Annotated in this window: 14 protein-coding genes; 6 read left to right on the plus strand and 8 right to left on the minus strand. The window is 46.1% G+C overall.

From position 1 onward, the window contains the following. Positions 1 to 5: 5 nt before the first annotated feature. The 4 genes from B9N89_RS02515 to B9N89_RS02530 form a co-directional block, all read right to left on the minus strand. Positions 6 to 1838, minus strand: coding sequence for a hypothetical protein (locus B9N89_RS02515; protein WP_132315699.1), 1833 nt, complete (start codon positions 1836 to 1838; stop codon positions 6 to 8). Continuing rightward, positions 1838 to 4891: an OmpL47-type beta-barrel domain-containing protein gene (locus tag B9N89_RS02520; protein ID WP_132315697.1), complete on the minus strand. Its 3054-nt coding sequence runs from the start codon at positions 4889 to 4891 to the stop codon at positions 1838 to 1840. Before B9N89_RS02520 ends, B9N89_RS02515 begins: the two co-directional genes overlap by 1 nt. Then, the gene (locus B9N89_RS02525; RefSeq protein ID WP_132315695.1) at positions 4870 to 6675 is read right to left on the minus strand and encodes an OmpL47-type beta-barrel domain-containing protein; all 1806 of its coding nucleotides are present in this window, start codon (positions 6673 to 6675) and stop codon (positions 4870 to 4872) included. The genes B9N89_RS02520 and B9N89_RS02525 overlap by 22 nt, the downstream gene beginning before the upstream one ends. Positions 6676 to 7299: 624 nt before the next feature. Next, the gene (locus B9N89_RS02530; protein ID WP_132315693.1) at positions 7300 to 8301 is read right to left on the minus strand and encodes a Ppx/GppA phosphatase family protein; all 1002 of its coding nucleotides are present in this window, start codon (positions 8299 to 8301) and stop codon (positions 7300 to 7302) included. Between the two features lie 160 nt (positions 8302 to 8461). Between B9N89_RS02530 and B9N89_RS02535 the strand changes: the two genes are divergently transcribed. Next, positions 8462 to 9106: a DUF4337 family protein gene (locus tag B9N89_RS02535; RefSeq protein ID WP_132315691.1), complete on the plus strand. Its 645-nt coding sequence runs from the start codon at positions 8462 to 8464 to the stop codon at positions 9104 to 9106. A 42-nt stretch (positions 9107 to 9148) separates the two neighbouring features. Here the strand turns inward: B9N89_RS02535 and B9N89_RS02540 are convergent, their stop codons facing one another. After that, positions 9149 to 10111 carry an outer membrane beta-barrel protein gene (locus tag B9N89_RS02540; protein ID WP_132315689.1) on the minus strand — a complete coding sequence of 321 codons (963 nt, stop codon included), beginning with the start codon at positions 10109 to 10111 and terminating at the stop codon, positions 9149 to 9151. A gap of 209 nt (positions 10112 to 10320) precedes the next feature. Here B9N89_RS02540 and B9N89_RS02545 point away from each other — a divergent pair, with 209 nt between their 5' ends. From B9N89_RS02545 to B9N89_RS02560, 4 genes are all read left to right on the plus strand, one after another. Further along, a complete protein-coding gene (locus B9N89_RS02545; RefSeq protein WP_132315687.1) occupies positions 10321 to 12132 on the plus strand; it encodes an ABC-F family ATP-binding cassette domain-containing protein in 1812 nt (603 codons plus the stop codon). Positions 12133 to 12135: 3 nt separating this feature from the next. Then, positions 12136 to 12681, plus strand: a complete 546-nt coding sequence (gene thpR / locus B9N89_RS02550; protein WP_132315685.1) for an RNA 2',3'-cyclic phosphodiesterase — start codon at positions 12136 to 12138, stop codon at positions 12679 to 12681. 61 nt (positions 12682 to 12742) lie between these two features. Next, positions 12743 to 13720 (plus strand): 6-phosphofructokinase, encoded by a 978-nt coding sequence (gene pfkA, locus B9N89_RS02555; protein WP_200820650.1) that lies wholly within the window; start codon positions 12743 to 12745, stop codon positions 13718 to 13720. Positions 13721 to 13772: 52 nt separating this feature from the next. Then, the gene (locus tag B9N89_RS02560; RefSeq protein WP_159455090.1) at positions 13773 to 14174 is read left to right on the plus strand and encodes a PaaI family thioesterase; all 402 of its coding nucleotides are present in this window, start codon (positions 13773 to 13775) and stop codon (positions 14172 to 14174) included. 48 nt (positions 14175 to 14222) lie between these two features. Here B9N89_RS02560 and B9N89_RS02565 read toward each other — a convergent pair whose 3' ends face one another. The 3 genes from B9N89_RS02565 to B9N89_RS02575 form a co-directional block, all read right to left on the minus strand. Next, positions 14223 to 16574, minus strand: a complete 2352-nt coding sequence (locus B9N89_RS02565) for a hypothetical protein (RefSeq protein ID WP_132315679.1) — start codon at positions 16572 to 16574, stop codon at positions 14223 to 14225. Positions 16575 to 16759: 185 nt separating this feature from the next. Beyond that, on the minus strand, positions 16760 to 17323 hold the full coding sequence (locus tag B9N89_RS02570) for a GbsR/MarR family transcriptional regulator (RefSeq protein ID WP_132315677.1): 564 nt from the start codon (positions 17321 to 17323) through the stop codon (positions 16760 to 16762). Between the two features lies 1 nt (position 17324). Further along, entirely contained in the window at positions 17325 to 18293 is a 969-nt protein-coding gene (locus B9N89_RS02575; protein ID WP_132315675.1) for a polyprenyl synthetase family protein, read from the minus strand. Between the two features lie 248 nt (positions 18294 to 18541). On the opposite strand from B9N89_RS02575, the gene ubiE reads away from it, so the two are divergent. After that, positions 18542 to 19249, plus strand: a complete 708-nt coding sequence (ubiE, locus tag B9N89_RS02580; RefSeq protein ID WP_132315673.1) for a bifunctional demethylmenaquinone methyltransferase/2-methoxy-6-polyprenyl-1,4-benzoquinol methylase UbiE — start codon at positions 18542 to 18544, stop codon at positions 19247 to 19249. Position 19250: the final 1 nt, after the last annotated feature.

Raw genomic sequence — 19250 nt, forward strand, 5'->3', positions numbered from 1 at the left:
TCCTTTTAGGCACTTTCCTTATAAGTAACGCCTGATTCTGTTCGAACAGAACGTGGGTTTTTAGCTCTCATATAGTGCACCTGAGAGGTTGTTTTACCTTGATCTTTGAGGCGCTGCTGCGATGTTTTAGCGCGCATTCGGCAGATGCTCGGAGGCACCCTATTTTTCTTTAGATCTTTTTCCTTTGGTTTCAATCGTTGAGAAAGGTCCTGGGCAAGGTCATCTTGAAATCCTATCATCTTAGCCTCAACTTTCTTTTGCAGAGGTTTCAGGAAAATACCTGTTAATATTTTTGTAACGATCGCGAGAAAAGCCGCACCACCACTCAGAGCCCAGACCATCCCCTGCATGCCAATGGTTGCAAACGAGTAACCCCAGACGGTACCCATAATGACATCGTTGATCTTTTTGCTGGCTTTTTTACGTTTGGTCCAGCCTTTTAGGTAGACGACAATTCCAAACAAGATTGCGAGAATGAGTAATTGGATGAGATAGAACCAATTTTGCTCATACCACGGTGGACTTATTTCAAAGTCAAAGTAGACGATCTCGGAAACTACACCATCCGGGGTGCGTGCTCTCACCTTGAATGAATAATCATTCCACATCAGGTTAGTAAACTCTCGATAAGTGCGTTTTGACCACTGACTCCATTCCGGGTCAAAACCTTCGAGATAGGTTTGGTACTCAATCTCGTCAGCGAGAACAATCTCACTACTTGAGTAGTTGAATCGTAAAGCATTTGTTGTATGTTCTAGTACTGGTCGATTCAACTCCGTTGCCTTAGCAAGCTGAACTCCTCCAAGCTCCTTAAAAAATGCACCACCAAAAATGGTTTCCTGAGTCTTTGTATCAATACAGCTTCGTAGGTATGAAGTGAACGAAGCCACTTGGTCCTTCGCTGCTTCATCCGTAACGAGAAACTCTCGATCTGCTAACACAAAAAGTCCACGGGGACCGCTAATCCATAGCTGTCCTTTGCTGTCGATATGAAGACTTTGTATGATGGTGCCAACTGACTCCATCTGTTCGTCAGTCAGGGGAACCCATTCGATCTTGTCCAAAGTGTAAATTTGAAGCCCCGCGCCTAGGGTGGCGATAAACATATAGTGGTTGTTGAAGGCGAGATCAGAAATGTGAGAGCCTTTGAAGCGAGTCCGATCAATGCCCTTCCAAGAGCGAATTTGAGGTTCAGATTTTAGCACAAGGTCAAAAACACCAAGACTCAGTGAGGCTCCTACCCATTTTCCGCTGCTGGTTTTTGCAAAGGCTGTAGCACCGAGTTCAGCGCCGCCAGGGACTTCTGAAAGCCTGTCGGTACCAACTTTCATAAGCCCTGATTTATTGTCGATGACATACACAGCATTGTCGTCATGAAAGGTGGCTTTGATCAAACCGACGCTTTCGATAACCGTGAGCTGGTCATGAATGACGACTAAGCCTCGCTCTCTGATAAAGGCGACATCATCCCCTAATGGCTCAATGGCTACTATATCCCCAAGATCTTTGTTTTGGGGTAGCTTGATCTCCTGAAATTCCATATCCCCATCACGATTAGGAGAAAGGTAGCCCATGATATGGCGGCCTGCAGTATAGACTTTACCTTCTCGATTCATCCCCAATGTTGTGATAGCACTGGGCACCGGAATGGTTCGCCAGTCAATACCGTCGAACTCAAGAACACCTTGATCGCTTGCAGCGAAAATCAAACCACGATGGTCCTCTAGGCTATCAGAAATAATGCCGAAGTTATGCTGAGCAGAGCTGAAATGCCTCAGTCTCAGGTCGCCTCGGGCGACCTCGCAGCTAAAGAGTATGATCAGTAGTAAACTTCGCATTACTGCACCAAGTATGAGAATTCTTCTTCATGTTTCTTGCCCATCCAGTCCACTGCTTCAACAACCAGAGAAATCTTACCTTTTTCCTTCAGAACGATTGGTTTGCGATACAGGGAAGGTTTGCCACCGTTGATGCGAAAAAGAACATCGCGGATTCCTGAGTGGCTATCAAAGGCTTTTATCTGCAAGAGTTCACCAGTATTGAGAACACCCCGAGTAGGAAGCTTCTTGCCAGATCGGTCGCTTAAAGACAATTGCGGTGGTTCCGAGTCGACAATGATTCTAAATGTTTGTGGTCGCTCTCGATTTCCAAGTTGATCCACTGCATAGAAGGTTAAAGATGTTTCCCCTTGACTGGAGAATGCTAGAGAATCGACGAAAGTTTTGAAATCTCCTGCCTTAAGGCGATACTTGATTTCTGCAACGCCCGACTGTTCATCCTGGGATATGACATCGATCTTTGTTGCCGTGTTAAGGAAGATGACATCGCCAAAGGAGTAATATCGACCGATAAACTCAACTCTAGATCGTGGTGGCGTGGTGTCTTTAATAATGTCAATCGGCTCAGACGACGAGCGGTTGCCTAAGTTATCTGAGGCCGAGAGCGCGAATTGCGAAGGCTCATCCTTGATCAAGTTGCCGATATCGACTGTACGTTCAACTTCCTGAGTAGAGTTGCCAAGGTTGATACTTGTCGATGCAACTCCTCCATATTCGTCGCGAACGTCCAAATACATGGTTGATTTCGGGTTAATATAGTGAGTTCTACCTTTTGCAAAGTGAGGTCCGACGAAAGAATAGCTTAGCAATGGGCCATCCATATCAAGTATAAATTCCTTAGTCTTATAGGCTTCCTGATTGCCAACATTATCGATAGAATAGTAGGTCAATTGATGTTCCCCCGCAGGGAGCTTTCTGAGTGCAGCAATGAAGCTGTCTGGTTGATACTCAAAAAAGCTATCATCATTTATTTTTGCGTAGGTTTTTGCCACTCCTGAACGACGGTCTTCTCCTGAGATATTGAGGTGGCCTTTAGATGAGATTGAATTTCGGTAGGATGGGCCTTGAAAGGTCACAGTCGAAATAGGTGGCGATGCATCAAGGCTAAAGCGAAAAGTCTTCAATGATTCTTTGTTTCCGATTCGATCGATTGCATAATAGGAAATAGAGTATTCCTGCTCAGATTCAAGGCCGGTAATGGATTTGGTATACTCTCTGTAGGGGCTTTCGTTAATTGAGTACATGATTCGATCTACCCCCGCTTGAAGGCTTGCAGCGGTATCAGCAGAAATCAGTCTAATATTGAGACCGGGCCCAAACCATAGGGTTTCCTGGTCCTGGTATGATTTTGCAATTTCTGGAATCAGTTGGCTTTGAGGGGCTTTGTCATCTATGGGCAGTGAAATGGTCGCTTCGTGGCCAGCTAGTGCAATTCGAATGAGTTTCTCAGTTTTGTCCCTATTTAGAAATTGATCCTTGATGGCATCAATTGGGAGAACGAGATTGAAACCTGGAATTTCACCGCTGAGGCTATCACTGATGGTTAAGGTAAATCCTTTATCAGACGGTCCAATAGCGCCTTTGACTTGGTCGTAAACCCACTTAGTTTCTTCGTCTGCGACTTGAGCTTTGGCAGTAATACTTTTGTTTTCTTCAACGAAGTAGGTGCGAGATATGATTTCTGAGCGATTTCCCACTCTATCTATGGCATAGAAGCTTATCTTTTTTTGGCCAAGTTGGGAAATTTCTACAACTGACCCGCTATAAGGCTGGCATTCAGCATCATCAACACAGTAGTAAATATCTGCTAGGCCCGACTCGTTATCTTCCCCATGAAATGAAAAACGAAGAGGTGGCACTGCTACTAGGCGTTCCTTTCGCTTTGAAACTGAGCTTACGGTTTGAAGGCGTACCTGTGGAGCATTAGGGTCTACATAGATATTGGCTTCGTTCAAGACGCTGTTCCCGGCTAGGTCTTTGGCAGATAAGCTTATCTTATGTAGTCCGACCTTACTCGGAGCTTTTATCTGTTTTTTTTCGAGAGTGATGGCTTTCTTGTTGAGGGTGATCATGATATTGTCAACTCCCGATAGATCATCCTTAGCAACGATGGGTAATGATTGACTTTGCGCGACGTAAACAAGGTCGCCTTCGGTGAACGTTGTTTTTGGATACTTGATCGATATTTCAGGGGGCTGACTATCAACGATGAGAGCAAGTTTTTTTAGCTCTTCACGATTGTTTAGCCGATCGACACTGTAGTACTCAAGTGTGTGGTTACCGGATGCAAGTTCACCGAGACTAATTTCATTTAGGTACTCACTAAATTCAGCATCATTCAAGCGAAATAATATCTTATCCGTGCCAACCAGTTTATCGCTGGACCTTAGCTCAATAAGTGTCTTGGGACTGAGGTATTTAGGATGACGACTTTTGATCTGACTTGTGGTGGTCGGTGCTGTTGTATCAAGAATGAATTTCAGACTACGTGGATATTCCTGGTTTCCCACAAAATCACAAGCAAAGTAATCGAGCTGATATTTGCCATCATCCTTCATTGCCAAATTCTTCTGGTGGACATCTGTAACCTTACCCTCATTGATTCTGAGGTAAACGCCTCTCGTATCGGATAGATCATCTTGACCTTCGAAGTCCAAACTGAAGCCCTTGCCATAGAATATATGACCATCTTTCTCAGTGCGAGGAGCGGCAGAAATCTGCACCTTGGTCTTGGGCGGAGTAGCGTCTGAAATAAAGCGATAGTTTTGTGGAGTACGTGATTTGATTGATAATTCGTAAGAGCCCTCCTTAAATTGAAGAGCATCAACGGGGGCCTTTTCGGTAATTTTTAGATTGAGGGTGTGGTCTAGGTTTTCAACTTTGGTAGATAATAAGATGCCATAGTCGAGCGCACTAGGAATGAAAAGCTGGTGATCCTTTTTATTGAAGTAGCTGGTCACCGGGCATAGCTTTTCAGACTGATCGCTCTCAGCCCTACCTAAAGTGCCGCTCAAGCCGAATAAGAGCAAGATTAATGTGCGTAGGTACCCCATCCTTCTCCTGCAACCTTGAATTTGATCGTTTTCTGACTGCTGTTTCCTACCTGGTCTTGAGTTCGCACTAGTAGAGTGTAGGTGCCTGGCTTATCGAATTTTAGAAACTCTTGATACTCGTTCCAGGTCTTTTTATCTAGGCTATATTCCACAGTCTGCACTCCAGAGGCGCTATCCCGCCCTGTTAGACCAATCGATATTTGGCGATCATAGACGGGGATAGATTCATTACCCTCTTGCTCCTCACCCAAGGGATCGAAACTAAAATTCTCAACGATTTCAGGGGGTGTGTTATCCACTATCACTAAAATGGGATTGATTCGCTCGTTGTTATTGACTTTGTCCTGAGCCCAGTAGCGTACCAGGTAGCGACCCTCTTTGCCCAGTTGAATCGGTTTTTGATAGGCCATGGGCGCTTGGGTATTGATTTGTGATAGAATTCTGGCAACACCGGAGTGCTGGTCTTCAGCTTTAAAGCTCAGCTTGGTGTTTCCTGATATATAGAAAACACCCCCGTTCTTCCGATTATGGAGAGGTCCGCTAAAACTATGAGATGATGTAGGTGGAGTTCCATCGACAATGATCTTTACAGTCTCTTGCTGGCTACGATTCTTAAGGCTGTCAACCGCTTCATATTTGAGGCTGAACTCACCGTTATTGATCGCTGGCAAGAAGGTACTGGCATAAGCACGTTTTGGACTGTCATTGATCTGGTACTCAATGCCAGCCACTTCAGAAAGTGAGTCCGTGGCGTCAAGAGAAATTTGGGTGTCTGGGGATATGAAACGGGTATTTTTGTCAACATGAAAGTCACCAAGAAAGGTATAGGCAATCTGTGGTGCCTCCTTATCTAAGGTAAATTGAAACTCCTGTGACCGCTCACGATTTTCAACATTATCGATACTAAAGAACTTTAGAATCTGACTTCCTGTGGATAGAGTCGCTACTGATATACCGTCTTCGGGAGAGTACTTTCTGAATTTGTCCTGATTGTTAAACTTGTAGAATATGTCTTGAACTCCTGAAAGATTGTCTGCGCTACTGAGTTTGATGAGGGTGTCCTGTGAGAAAGTCGTACTGATGTGGTTTTTTTCATAGCTGACGTCCGTTGACGGAGAGCTTGTGTCAACGGTGAAATAATTGGTCTGGATTCGGCTACGATAGCCTACGTGGTCAACTGCTGTATGGCCGAAGCGATAAGAGTGCTGCTTGCGCAGTTGTAATGGCTTCTGATACTCGGCGACATCGTCCTGGTCGATGGTATAGAATACTTGTTTAACTCCGGAGTGTTCGTCTTGGGATAAAACAGCAACAGAAAGGCCTTTGCCGAAAAATATCTTATCCCCAGCGCTATAGCGGGGAGCATCATTGAACTTGAGTGATGTGGTGGGAGCTCCAGCATCAGCGATGAAACGAAACATGACCTCTTCTTGAGAGACATGATTTACCCATCTGAGAAACTGTGATCCGGGTATATCAAGGCGAACACCCTCGTTGATCTGCTCTTGTGCTCCTTCGAGGCGTTTGACCATCACATCCTTCAGAAGATATGAGTCCGAGTCGCTATCGTTGCCAGTGGCAAGTCTGACATAAAATGGTAAATCAATTGGCCAGAAAACCCGTTTTTTAGGGTCTACATATACCTTTAGCTGCTTTTCTTTTTTGATATAGTCGATAACCTTCTTCACTTCGTCGGGACTTTTGCCCACGATATAGCCAAGTGCAAGGCTAGAGAGAAGCAGCCAAGAGCTCATCATAGAAATGGTTCGAAACCAGATCGTCAAATCAGTAGCCTTTCGTTCTAGTTCCCTTTGTTATTCGGTAAGAGTTTGGAATTCTCAACTATTTCAGAGCTGAGTCGCCATGGTTCATTTTAAAATATGGCATCCGATACTAGTGAAATGGACTGTCTAGAGATTTAGGCTGATAGCTTTTTCGAACGTTCTTTCAATGACTCATAGGGAGCTTTGTGACGAGTAGACATGTAGTCGATATTTTTTGCAGGACGAATTGATTCCAGACTATTTTTCTCGGAAGGTTCTGGGGACCGTAGGCGAGATTTACGCCAATCCTGGTAGTTGTGAAAGAGAAGGTCGGAGAGGGAGGTACCCACAAACCCCAGACATAGGGAACTGATAAGATTCAATACATCAAAGGTGAATAACAAAGAAAATAGCGAAATCATAAGGAGTATATGTGGGTTATTTCTGATCCACGACAAGAATTTTTTGCCGTAGTCCAGCACTTCATTTATGCTTTGATGGTGAGATTCGTTCCCACGACTCGGAGCACGGCGCCGCACCCGCACCGACCTGCGACAAAGCCGAGTAGATTTATGACTAAATTGGTGGTTTATTCTCATGACCTGCCTTCACGTGTCTGGTTCCGATGTCGGCAAATGTCAGGAGTTATTTAGGGGAGGGGCCTCGATTCACGGGCTTGTCGTTAAAGGAATCTACAAGTAGGGGGCCGGTGAGGTTGGCTTCGAGGGATCTAAATTTCGAGATTTTAAGTGCCTTCATAGTCTGTTCTACAAGAAGTAGATTTGAAATAGCTGTTTCTGCATATTTCCCCCCCAGTTCGGCATTAGACAAGTTGATACGGTTCGACAACGTTTTACTTATGATCTCGATGGTCTGGCTGTGAGTGTTGGTTTGTTCTGGGATGCCTTTGCCAAGAACTCCGCCGATTCCTACTACATCTTGGCCCAATTGAGGTAGCTTAGTGTCGAGTCCTCGCTCTTTGAGAAAGGCTTGCGTAAAGGCCCGCGCTTTTTCGATGTTTTCTTGTTTTATCGGGTTGATTGATTGGTTGGTACGGCCCATTTTTTTCAAGAGGTACTCATGAAACTCTACAGATCCACAGCGGCATCCTGAGACCTTTGCTAGCTGCTTCTGGCTTGGGTAAACAACTTGCATGCTACCACCACCAATATCCCACACAATATCTGGTTTTTTAGAAAGCAAAAGCTCGGCACTTCGGAGTGCCAGTTGCCCTTCAAAATTCTGATCGATAACCTTGACCTTAATAGGAAATCGCTGTTGAATCATCTCGATATACTGAGGTCCATTCTTAGCATTGCGAAAGATCGAAGTGGCGACTCCCTGAAATAATTTGGGCCTATGGGGTTTGCTTCGGTTAACATAATTTCTGATAGCCCCAATACCAGTAGTTTGGATCTTTTCGGAAAGTTTCATATCGTTATGCAAGGCATCATCGGCATAGGGGACTGAGGTCGATTCGTCGATCAGAACTTTCCTGATCTCGCCCTTGCAGATATCGACCTGCGCTAGTTGGAATTTTGTTCGCCGTGAACCAATGTCAAAGGCACCTCTTGTCTCTATACAGGGGTTCCCATGGGCCAACGTCTCGTAAAGAATCGTTAGCAAAATCAAATGAAAAAAAGCCATATATCAGATTCTCCAAGATACCTTTCACGACAGGTGTCCCCATCTTCAAGGATAGCGGAATTATAAATAGTGGACCTAGGAAAAAAACACCAGGTTTTTAACTGAGGTGGTCAGTTATAATAGAGCAACAGAGGAACTTGCTTGACAATAGGTGTTCGTGATGCAGACAACTCCAACGCCTCCACCATCTGGTGGCGGAATCTGGGAAGCCTTTTTCCCCTTGATGATAGCAATCTTTGCGTCGGTCTTGGCAATCAACGATCTGATGGCTGATAACGTGGCATCTTTGCAGCTAAAGCTAGGCAATCAGAGGAATGACGCCTTCCAGTGGTTTCAGTCTAAAGGTATCAAGGAAATTGTAGTTCGTGGTCAGCACGACCTTCTCAAGGTCTTAGTGGATTCAGGGTCGATTTCTGATAGCAAAAAAGAGGTGCTGGATAAGCAGCTCGATCAACTCAATCGCAAAGCCAAGAAATATAAAATGGAAAAAACCGAAATCTTGCTCGGTTCAGAGAAAGTGGGTAAGGAAAACTGGATTCAAGATATAGATGGCGAGTTGGGCAAGATTATTGGTGCTAAGGAGTATGATTCCAGTTTAGAAATCTTAGACGATGCTGAAGATCAGTTTGATTATGCTTCGATGCTGCTGCAAATTTCGATGGTGCTAGGTGCAGTGGGTATGATGCTTAATAAGAAAAAAACGAAGGTGATATTTTTCTGTACCACGATCATTATTGGAGTCATAGGGGCCACGTTTACGGTGCAAGCTCAACTCCAATCCCTCACGTCTCCATTTTTCAAGTAGGTACGAAAGAGGGGAGGCACACGGCCCCTCCTCTAAGTATTTTTAGAATAGGTAGTTCGCTTTAACGCTAAAGGCTAGGGCCTTAGCATCCACTTCATTTGCATCCGTTTCATCTTTGAACGTGCCATACTTAACAGCAGAGCCTAGCTGAAGGTTCTTTTGAACCTGATAGTAGGCACCAAGCTGCGTGTCAAATGATTGGGCTGTCGCCACATCGACCTGATCCTTGTCGCTGGCGCTGGATGGTTGGAAGCCTACAGCTCCTTCCAGGTCCCACTTATCATTGAGTGCGTACTGGCTAGTTAGCTTAACATAGTGAGTGTCGTTGCGACTGTCATCCAGTCGGTTTTCAAGACTGCGTTTGATTAAACCGCCTACAGCGAGCTGATCTGTAACCATCGCTTGGCCATGAAGAGTCACTGAGGATGCGATATTTGCCTCGGTTTGCTTCACTTGGCTTTGATAAACAGCTCCTAGCTCGTAGATGTCTTTGTGATAGCTAACACCAACTTTTTGCTGCATGTAGTCATAGGAGTCGTCATCGTCACTAGCTTTGTGGTAGCCAAGTTCGTAGGCTGCCGTGATGTTGGGGGTAATGTTTACCCCTACAAATGGGTTTAAGTTGTAGCCATCGGCTCTAGCATCGGACTTTAAGATCCTGAAGCTATTGTTGCTAGTCAGCCTTTTGGTTGTGGTATCGGTGCTTTGGCTCTCAAGGCCAACCTTAAGGCCCGCAAAAATTCGGTAAGGTAGGTTGTATTGGCCTACAGCTTCAACGGACGTTTGCTGAACATCTAGTTCTACAGACTTCTTACTTGCCTTATCGGTGATAGTGGATTCTGATTGGGTAATTGATACTTGGCCAGCGGATCCAGTGGATCGGCCATAACGTTGTGCTGGAGAAACTTGGTCGACACCGAACTCATTTTGTGAAGATGGTGCTGCAGTGACCATAGTAGATGTAAGAGCGCCGAGTAGTGCTAGGCTAATCATTTGTGTTTTCATGGTCATTCCTTTCTTTGTGGTCCATTTACCATGCGTTAGGACTTCAGCAAGGCTTGTGCCTAGTTTTTAACTTTTTGAAAATATTGTATATTCTGTGAAAGTCAGTCGATTTGATAGAACGCGGCGAGCTACAGGTGTGCTACAGAAGGCACAGCTTGGTACTTTGAGTTCTTGTGTGATAGTTTGGCCTTCGTTAATGAGGAGCCTATATGTCGTTATTACTTAATTGCCATGAGATTGGAAAGTCGTTTGCTTCGAAACATTTATTCGAAGGCCTCACCTTGGGAATCGAGGAGGGGGCTCGCCTTGGGATCATTGGAATTAATGGAGTTGGAAAATCGACGCTATTAAAGATCTTGGGGGGCAGTGTTCAGCCCGACGAGGGCACCGTTTCGCGACGCAAGCTTCTGAAAACAGCTTATGTTGAACAGGACTCTCGATTTGACCCTCAGGACACCCTGGAGCAAGTGATGATGGTTCAGGGGAAAAGCTTGGGGCTTTCTGAAACGGATCTCATGGTGCAAGCTCCTATGCTGCTCAGCAAGGCCGGGTTTGAACGCTATGATGTAAAGACCGGCGAATTATCGGGCGGCTGGCGTAAACGTCTGGCCATCGCTCAAGCGATGCTTGGAGAGCCTGATCTGATCTTTCTTGACGAGCCGACGAACCATCTTGACTTCGAGGCCGTGCTCTGGCTGGAAGGTATCTTAACTCAGGCTAGCTTTGCCTGGGTCATGGTGAGTCACGACCGCTTTTTCTTAGATCGGACAGTCAATACTATCGCTGAAGTAAATAAGGCCTTCCCTGGAGGCATTTTTCTTCAAAAAGCAAACTACTCTAGCTTTCAAGACCTCAAAGCAGACTACCTCGAAGGGCTGAGTCGCCAAGAAGAAGCTCTGAGTAATAAGGTTCGTCGCGAGGTAGAGTGGCTGAGGCGAGGCCCCAAAGCGAGAACGACGAAGGCTAAGTATCGGATCGATGATGCCAAGCGCCTCATCAGCGACCTAGCTGACCTCCGTCAAAAGTTGAAATCAAGTGAATCGCAGATATCTTTTGGTGGCACAGGAAGAAAAACCAAGCGTCTCGTGGTTATTGATGGGATTGAAAAGTCCTATGACGGGCGGACGATTTTCCGAGATGTTAATCTACTCTTGTCGCCGGGCATGGTACTCGGTGTGTTAGGGCCAAATGGCTGTGGAAAATCTACCCTTCTCAAAGCACTTCAGAAGGAGATTTCAGTTGACTCTGGAGAGGTCACTCATGCTCCGGACTTAAAAATCGTATACTTCGACCAGAATCGTCGCTTGCTCGATCCCAACGAAACTCTAAAAACAGCGTTAAGTGAGGTCGGTGGAGATTCTGTGATCTACCAAGATCAGTCAGTGCATATTGTTACATGGGCGAAAAGGTTTCAATTTACCAATGAGCAACTCACACAGAAAGTTGGGGCCCTCTCTGGTGGCGAGCAGGCTAGGGTGATGATTTCTCGTCTGATGCAGCAGAAGGCTGATGTATTGATTCTAGATGAGCCAACGAACGACCTTGATATCCAAACCCTAGAATTACTTGAGCAGAATCTGGCTGATTTTCCTGGCTGTATTGTGATTGTTTCTCACGATCGTTATCTCATGAAACGCTTAACAGATCTTTGTATTGGCTTTCTTGGTGACGGTAAAACAGGGCTTTTTGCTGACTATGAGCAGTGGGAGCGTGAACTTCAAGGCCTTAAAAAGCCCCTTAAGAAATCTGCAACCAAAGACAAGAGTAAGCCGAAAGCACCTTTGAAAAAGAAGGTGAAGCTCTCCTACATGGAACAAAGAGAGTATGATCAAATGGAGGGCTTAATTCTAGATGCAGAGCAAAACTTGGAAGCTGCTACTGCAAGAGTTGAAGATCCAGAACTAGCAAGCAACGCCCACGAGATGCAGAAGGCGTACGAAAGCCTTCAGACTGCCCAGGCTGAAGTGGATCGCCTCTATGCGAGGTGGACTGAATTAGAAGAAAAGCAGCAAGAGGCTTAGACCATGGCCTTCTTTGCTGTTCTCGTCCCAGAGGTAGCAAAACCAGATTTTGTTGACCTGCTTGATCGGATGCGAGATGCCATCCCAGGAGTGAGCTGGGTCCATCCTGATGACCTTCATATAACCCTTTTGTTCCTTGGTGGAGTCCCATCGGAAAACCTTTCTAGCTTTGTATCTTCAGCAAGGTCTTGCTCATGGGGAGATCCGTTCTTTGTCAGTATTGAAGGCATTCGGACGTTTAGCCGACAAGGCTGTGATCGGGTGATCTGGGCCTCTGTGACCGAGGAAAGTCCCTTTAATCATCTTCACCAGCTCCTATTAGACCGGTTCCCAGGTGTGAGCAAATCTAGATTTCAGGCTCATTTGACACTAGGTAGGGTGACGGAGGCGGCTTTGTACGATTCCAATAATCTTTCTAGCTTCAAGGACTGGCGTGGCCCTAGTTGGTGCGCAAACTCTGCGGTACTAATGAAACGATGGCCTGCTCGCGAGCAGCGAATGCACCCAAACCTGTACCGGATCGTAGAAACCTTCAATTTTTGCTGCTGATGCCTATCAGGAAATTGTGTAAAACAGCACTGAGACTATGTTGTATGGGAGGTCTAAAGCGATGGGACGTAATAATGCAATAGCTGTACTTTGCAGTGGCGGTGATGGACCGGGGATGAACAGCGCCATTCGCTCAGTGGTGCGAACAGGGATTAGTGAAGGTTACGATGTATATGGTGTCTACAAAGGTTTTGCTGGTCTCCTAACCGACGACTTTGAAAAAATGGATCTTTCTTCCGTTGGTAACATCATCCAGCGGGGCGGAACGGTGCTTTACACTAGCCGTTGTGCAGAGTTTCATGATCCTGAGGCTCGCAAGGTCGCTGCTGAGAACCTGAAAAAGCGTGGCATTGGATCTCTGATAGTAATTGGCGGCAATGGATCGTTTCAAGGTGCCAATTGTCTCTTCAAAGAGCATGACATCAAAATTATCTGTATTCCAGGAACTATCGATAACGATATTTCTGGCACAGAATATACCATTGGCTTCGACACGGCATTACATACCGCAGTGGAAGCGATTGACAAGATTCGAGATACTGCAACCTCCCATGATAGAACGTTTCTGGTGGAAGTCATGGGACGTTCCTCAGGAATGATTGCGATTACCGTTGCCATCTCAACTGGGGCCGAATGTGTGATTTTTCCTGAGCAAGTGGAGTCCCTCGATGATGTAGCTGCGAATATTAAACGTGGGATTGAGAGGGGCAAGAAATCATCGATTATCATAGTCGCAGAAGGTGATCATGAAGGCTTAGGTTATAGCTACCAAAAAGACCTTAAATCCAAGTACGGGCTAGCAACCAAGCTTTGTATCCTAGGGCATATTCAAAGGGGTGGTAATCCGTCTCCAAGAGATCGATTCTCGGCGGCAAGAATGGGCTACATGGCGGTTGAATCGATCAAACGTGGTGACAGTGGCAAGGTAACTGTGGTTCGGGATGGCAAGTTCTGCCTGGCACCTCTTGAGGAATGTCTAGAAAAGAAGAATGACTTCGATCCAGAGTTGCTAGAAATTCTAAGAACCTTAGCACTATAGGAAATATATGGCGTTTTTTACCAGGCTAGAGACATTGAAAGCCAAATTGAATATGAACCAGATCCACGAAAAGTTTTGTCCCAAAGTGGATGAGTTTATTGGCTTTCAAATCACTGATTTTCGGGAAGAGGATCGATCGGTTGTTGGTAGGCTAGTGGTGAGCGATCATAATACCCAGCCTTTCGGTTTGCTCCATGGTGGTGTCTCCTGCCTTGTGGCAGAGTCGATCGCTTCTATGGCTGCGAACTTCTCTGTTGCCGAAGACCAAGCGGCTGTTGGGCAAAGCCTCACGGCCAATCACATCCGATCAGCGAGAGCTGGCGATGAGATAACAGTCACCGCGAGGAATGTTCATTCTGGCAATCGCAGTCAGGTATGGAACGTGGATCTTACCCGCGGCGATGATTTAATTTCTCAGGTTATCCTGACGATTTCGATCATCTCTAAAAAGTAGGCGTAAGCCATGAGGAGTAAGGCTATGAGCCTGCTTGCCTCTCCTAGGCTAGACATTGAAGAATTGGAATGCCACCGCCTGGCGATTCGATTTTGACTTCGCACCAATGTTGATTAACGAGATAAATTCGGTGCGAACTCCGGGTTTGACATTGACGATCACCAAGTCTGATGCTGACAGGATTTGAAAAAGCCCCATGCCCCCGCCGGCTTTGCCTAGTCTTTCATTGATCGCGCCATATTCACCATCATAGCAAGATTTTACATAGCGAAGCATGGTTTCTCGGGTTAAAGCACCGAACGGGTCTTGCACTGCTATTGCCAAGGTTGCACCATCAGAAGCATAACAGAACATGCCTTGCTCGTGTTCTTCTAGCTCAACAGCTTCCGTGCGGGGGAGGTGGTTGTATTTGGGGTTACCGTCTTGGTCCATGGGGGCATCATAGATCGCATTCATCAGCATTTCATCGCAAATTAAAAAGCTGCGATTGATTACTGATTTTCTCATCCCCATGTCTTTCAGAACCCGGCCCATCATACCAATGATCTGATGCCTAGTATCGCTTGATGTGATCTTTACTTCTTGGATTCGAGTGCCCCAAGCCAGATATTTGCTAATTCCAAAGTAATCGTCGTTGATAATCTTAGCAACGGTTGTGGCCATGGTCCTCATACTAAAAGTGGGGTCGTTCGTATCTTTAAATACAAGATTCGAGATTTCATCCCGTTTGATCAAAATATCGATATGCTTGGAGAAATCCTCCGAGGTCATCAGAATAGTCTTGGTGTTGGGGCATTCTTTTTGGCAATAGGCGGCCATATCTAAAAATTCTGGCCCCATGATGAGCAACTCAAAGTCACCTTGCTTGAGCAGGTCCTTGCTCGTTTCGACGCTATCAGTTTGAACGAGCTTTATAAGTGTTCCGCCGAGTGAGAATCGAAGCAGTCGCTGCTCGCCCTTAGATTGAGCAAGGTGAATAATCTTCTTCTTGCTGATTTCTTGCTCTGACTGGTAAAGGCTGGCGAGTGGGGCGAGTGAGTCTTTGAGTCGCGACAATTCATCGACGGCAGCGATCGTCAGGCCGCTGGAGTCGGGGATTCGGCCTACGATATCGATCAGCTTGGTGAGGCTGTGGTCGTCGATATAGGAAATCTGCTTAAGTAAGATTTGATTCTTAGAATTTAATGTCTCTAATTGAGAATTGCTGGTTTTTAGCAAGTTGTTACCTTCAGCTAGCTCCTGGTTTGCTTGAGCCAAGGCTTCTTTTTGGGCATGAAGGTCTTTGGTCCGTAAATGGACCTCCTGTTCAAGTTTATCCCTTGCTAATTCAATCTGCTCCCGCTTCGCTCGTTCGAGTTCGCGAACGCGATCTCGTTGTCGAAGTAAAATGACTGTGAGCTGAACGTTTACCATCAGAAAGCATGCATAAGGAGACAGGGTGGTCCGAGATGTTGCTGTTAGTAGAAGTAGTGAGTCGTACATTGTAACGAGAAAAATACCAAGAAATGTGTATGCGATAATCCTCGTATATCCTTTTGCTGTTCGTATCTGATAGATGCCGACGCATATGAGGACTAGGGCCTGAACGATCAAGACGACCATATTAATGTCACGTAAGGCATAGAGTCGATAGCCCGCATATCCATTCCACATTGAGATGTGAAAGATGGTGAGGACCATATTAGGGCTGGTTCCCCAAAGATACCAACGAAAGTGCTTCTCATTATGGGTGCCTAAGAACCATATAAAGAAAATTGGAAATACAAACAGACTTAGCTGCCAAAAGGCCCAGTATTCCCAGTTTGAGCTGCCTAAGAATGAGATAATGGGCACGCCGCCACAAAATGAAACTCCCATGATGAGCGTGAAGAGTGAAAATGTTAGTGTCATAATTTGGCGTATAAAAAAGGTATAGAGTAGCATTCCCAGCCCGATACCAATAAAAATAAAACCGATCGCCATCTGATGGGTTAGCAGTGAGAAGCGCTCCAGTATAAGTGAGGTGTGCTCTCCCAGCGCGACTGTTGCACAGCGTCCTGAATCGTTCTGCCGCCCAAAGCGATAGGCCTTGAGGTAAAGAGTATTCTGATTGAGTTCTGGGGGGACTGAGACTATAGGCAAATAGTGGCTAGCCTCAATGCCATCGATAGCTTGGGGATTATAGCGACCCCATTGGGCAATCTGCTTTTCATTTAGATAGACCTGGAAAACGATCATGCAGCGTCTAAGCGCGACAAAACTATTCTGAGGGCGATCTGAAGGCAGGGGAACTTTAATCCAAAGGTAACGGTGGGTGGGATCTGTAGGCTGGTATCCTTGACCCGGTTTATAGGACTGCCAATCAAGGGTGGGCTCTTGAGGAGGGATGATCGTTTCTGAAGAGGTCGAAAACACAGACATGGGAGTGGTGTCCGCTAGGTTTTCGCTCCGATCTTTCGGCGAGCAACCCAGTAGAAACCACGAAAAGAGACATAGATGTAAGGCACATCTAAGTAGAGACATGGCTACCTTGATTTGGTCTTTGGCTATAGTATTAGAATACTGGGTTTATCTAGGCACAAGTTGCAGGCTGCTGGAGGTAGGATTTAGCTTGAGGAGTGCTCCGAAGAGGCGTTTTGAGACTTGCCCCGCAAGCGGTGACGCATCAACAAGAGGTCGGCAATGCCTACCCATTTCTTTTTGATGATGTTCTCTAAGCTGAGGTCGGCCAGTCGAATCACTTGTCCCAGATAATCAAGCCGCTTGCGCTCGATACCCATCTCTTCAAAATCAGAACTATCGAGCCGAGACAGCAGTGAATGGGCACCCATAACTCGCGAGATCATTCTTTGTTCACGGCGACGAAGGGTTTCTAGAATTGGGGTCATGATATCTTCTGTAGCTTTGTAGCATCGAGTTCCCCGCGGGCTTTTGCCAACTTCGAAAATAACACCATATTTTAAAAGTTCTTTTAAGGAAATGCTAACCAAGGCTTTTGAAATCGCCAGGCGGCTCATCAGTTCTGAGGCATCAAGGGGTGTTGAGGATAGAAACAGGTGGCACCAGATTTGACCGTGGACCTTCTTAAAACCCCAGTATTCCATGAACTCACCAATCTGGTTGGAGAGATCTTCCAATTCTGGGGTAATTTTTATCTGCTTGGCATCCATGTCACACACGATTCGCTAAGTATTCGATGATGCAGCTTATAGTTAAGAAAGCTTGCTGCTGTGCTTTGACTTGGCTTTCATCAAGCTCTCGTTGCGAGAATTCCAACAGAAGATCTCGACAGCGCTGCAATCGTTGTGCAACATTTTTTGCTACCACTTCAAGAGCGATTTTGAGGCTCTTCTCTTCAAGCGTGAGTTCGTCGAGGCTTCGAACGTTCAAAGTTTGTTGGTCCCCTTGCAGTGCCAAGGTTTCGAAGATCACTGAGTTGATCACTTTATTTTTGAGGTCGGCAAACTCGGCGCCATCGCGGCGTTTGAAATCTAAAATATCGTCGGTCATCTGAAAGGCAATACCTAGGCATTCGCCAAACTCCCGAGCCTTTGCAACAGTGGTCTGATCAAGGCCTAAGTATAAAGGCGCTACCTCACTACACCAACGCAGAACGCTGCCAGTTTTCTTCAAGGCGACCTGATCCACATGGTCTCTGCAAAGGTCGGTGCGCTTGCTATTTTCGATCTGTAGCCACTCGCCTTCGGCCAGGTCGCTGATAATTTCTGAGAGGCATGTGACCAGCTCGGGGCGCCCCTGCCGCGCGACTTCAGCAAGGCTGTAAGCAAGTAGGTAATCCCCTGCGAGGACAGCTTTCTTGTTACAAGAAACAGCATTAATAGATGGCTTTCCCCGTCGCACGTCAGCGTTGTCAACTACGTCGTCATGGGCGAGAGTTGCGGCATGAACCATTTCCACAACCCTGGCAAAAGGAGTCATGCTCCCGTGGTCAGCGCCGAAAAGGTCTCCCATAAGCAGAGTCAGAAGAGGTCTTAGACGCTTTCCACCAGCGAGAACAGTCCGACTCAACAATCCGCCGATGCGAGGATTTTGATCCCACTGGGAGAGATCAAAGTCGAGACCGGAGAGGCTCTTGTTTACTTCGGGGGAAATGGCATGACTGATAGCTGGGATGCTCACGGGTTCTTCCTAAAGTTTACGAGTTTATAAACTATTGACTCTGCCGGACTCGATACGATCGGGCGAGGCTTTGCGATTCTACAAGACTAAGCCAAATATGTAAGCAAATTCCTGCTAGGTGCCGCAAATTCTGGGTTTTACGTTTCTTTTCCTAGCGTGATTCGTGGCGGCAGACCGACCTTTTCAGTTGAACCACGCGGAACAAATGGTTTATATAAACGTGAACTTTGATAATTGGAAGTTGAAATATGAGTTTATCCCATTCTAAAACTGAGTCATTTAAGCTGTTTAATGAAATTGCAGGTCGGTATGACCTAATTAACTCGGTTCTTTCCTTTGGATTGCACTACCAGTGGCGGCGATTGATTCGCAAAACCCTGCCACGGCGTAATAACATAAAAGTTCTAGATCTGGCAACGGGTACCGGTGATGTTGCCCTTGAGCTGGTGAAAGCTCCTCAGGTCTCCCGCGTCGATGGCTTAGATATGTCAATTGGCATGGTCGAAAAAGGGCGTAGAAAGGTGCAGGCCAAAAACCTGAAGCAGAAAATTGACCTTAAGGTTGGTGACGCTCAGGCCTTGCCATTTCCCGATAACGCCTATGATGCTATTACGATCTCGTTTGGGATACGCAACATCCCAGATGTGCCACTATGTCTCGAAGAGTGCTATCGCGTGCTTCGTCCAGGGGGCCGCTTGATCGTTTTAGAGTTCGCTCTACCATCGTCCAAGCTTGTTCGTGCTGGCCATCTCTTCTATCTGAGAAACATACTACCTAAAATCGGCAAAGCGCTTTCAGGCCACGAAGTGGCTTACAAATACCTTAATGAAACCATTGAAGACTTTCCTTTCGGCGAACGTTTCACCAAGTTGATGGCCGATAGCGGTCTAGAAAATAACCGTTTCGAGGAGCTGACTGGCGGGATTGTTAATATCTATTGGGGTGATAAGAATTGAG

This window comes from Pseudobacteriovorax antillogorgiicola (assembly GCF_900177345.1).
Taxonomy (GTDB): domain Bacteria; phylum Bdellovibrionota_B; class Oligoflexia; order Oligoflexales; family Oligoflexaceae; genus Pseudobacteriovorax; species Pseudobacteriovorax antillogorgiicola.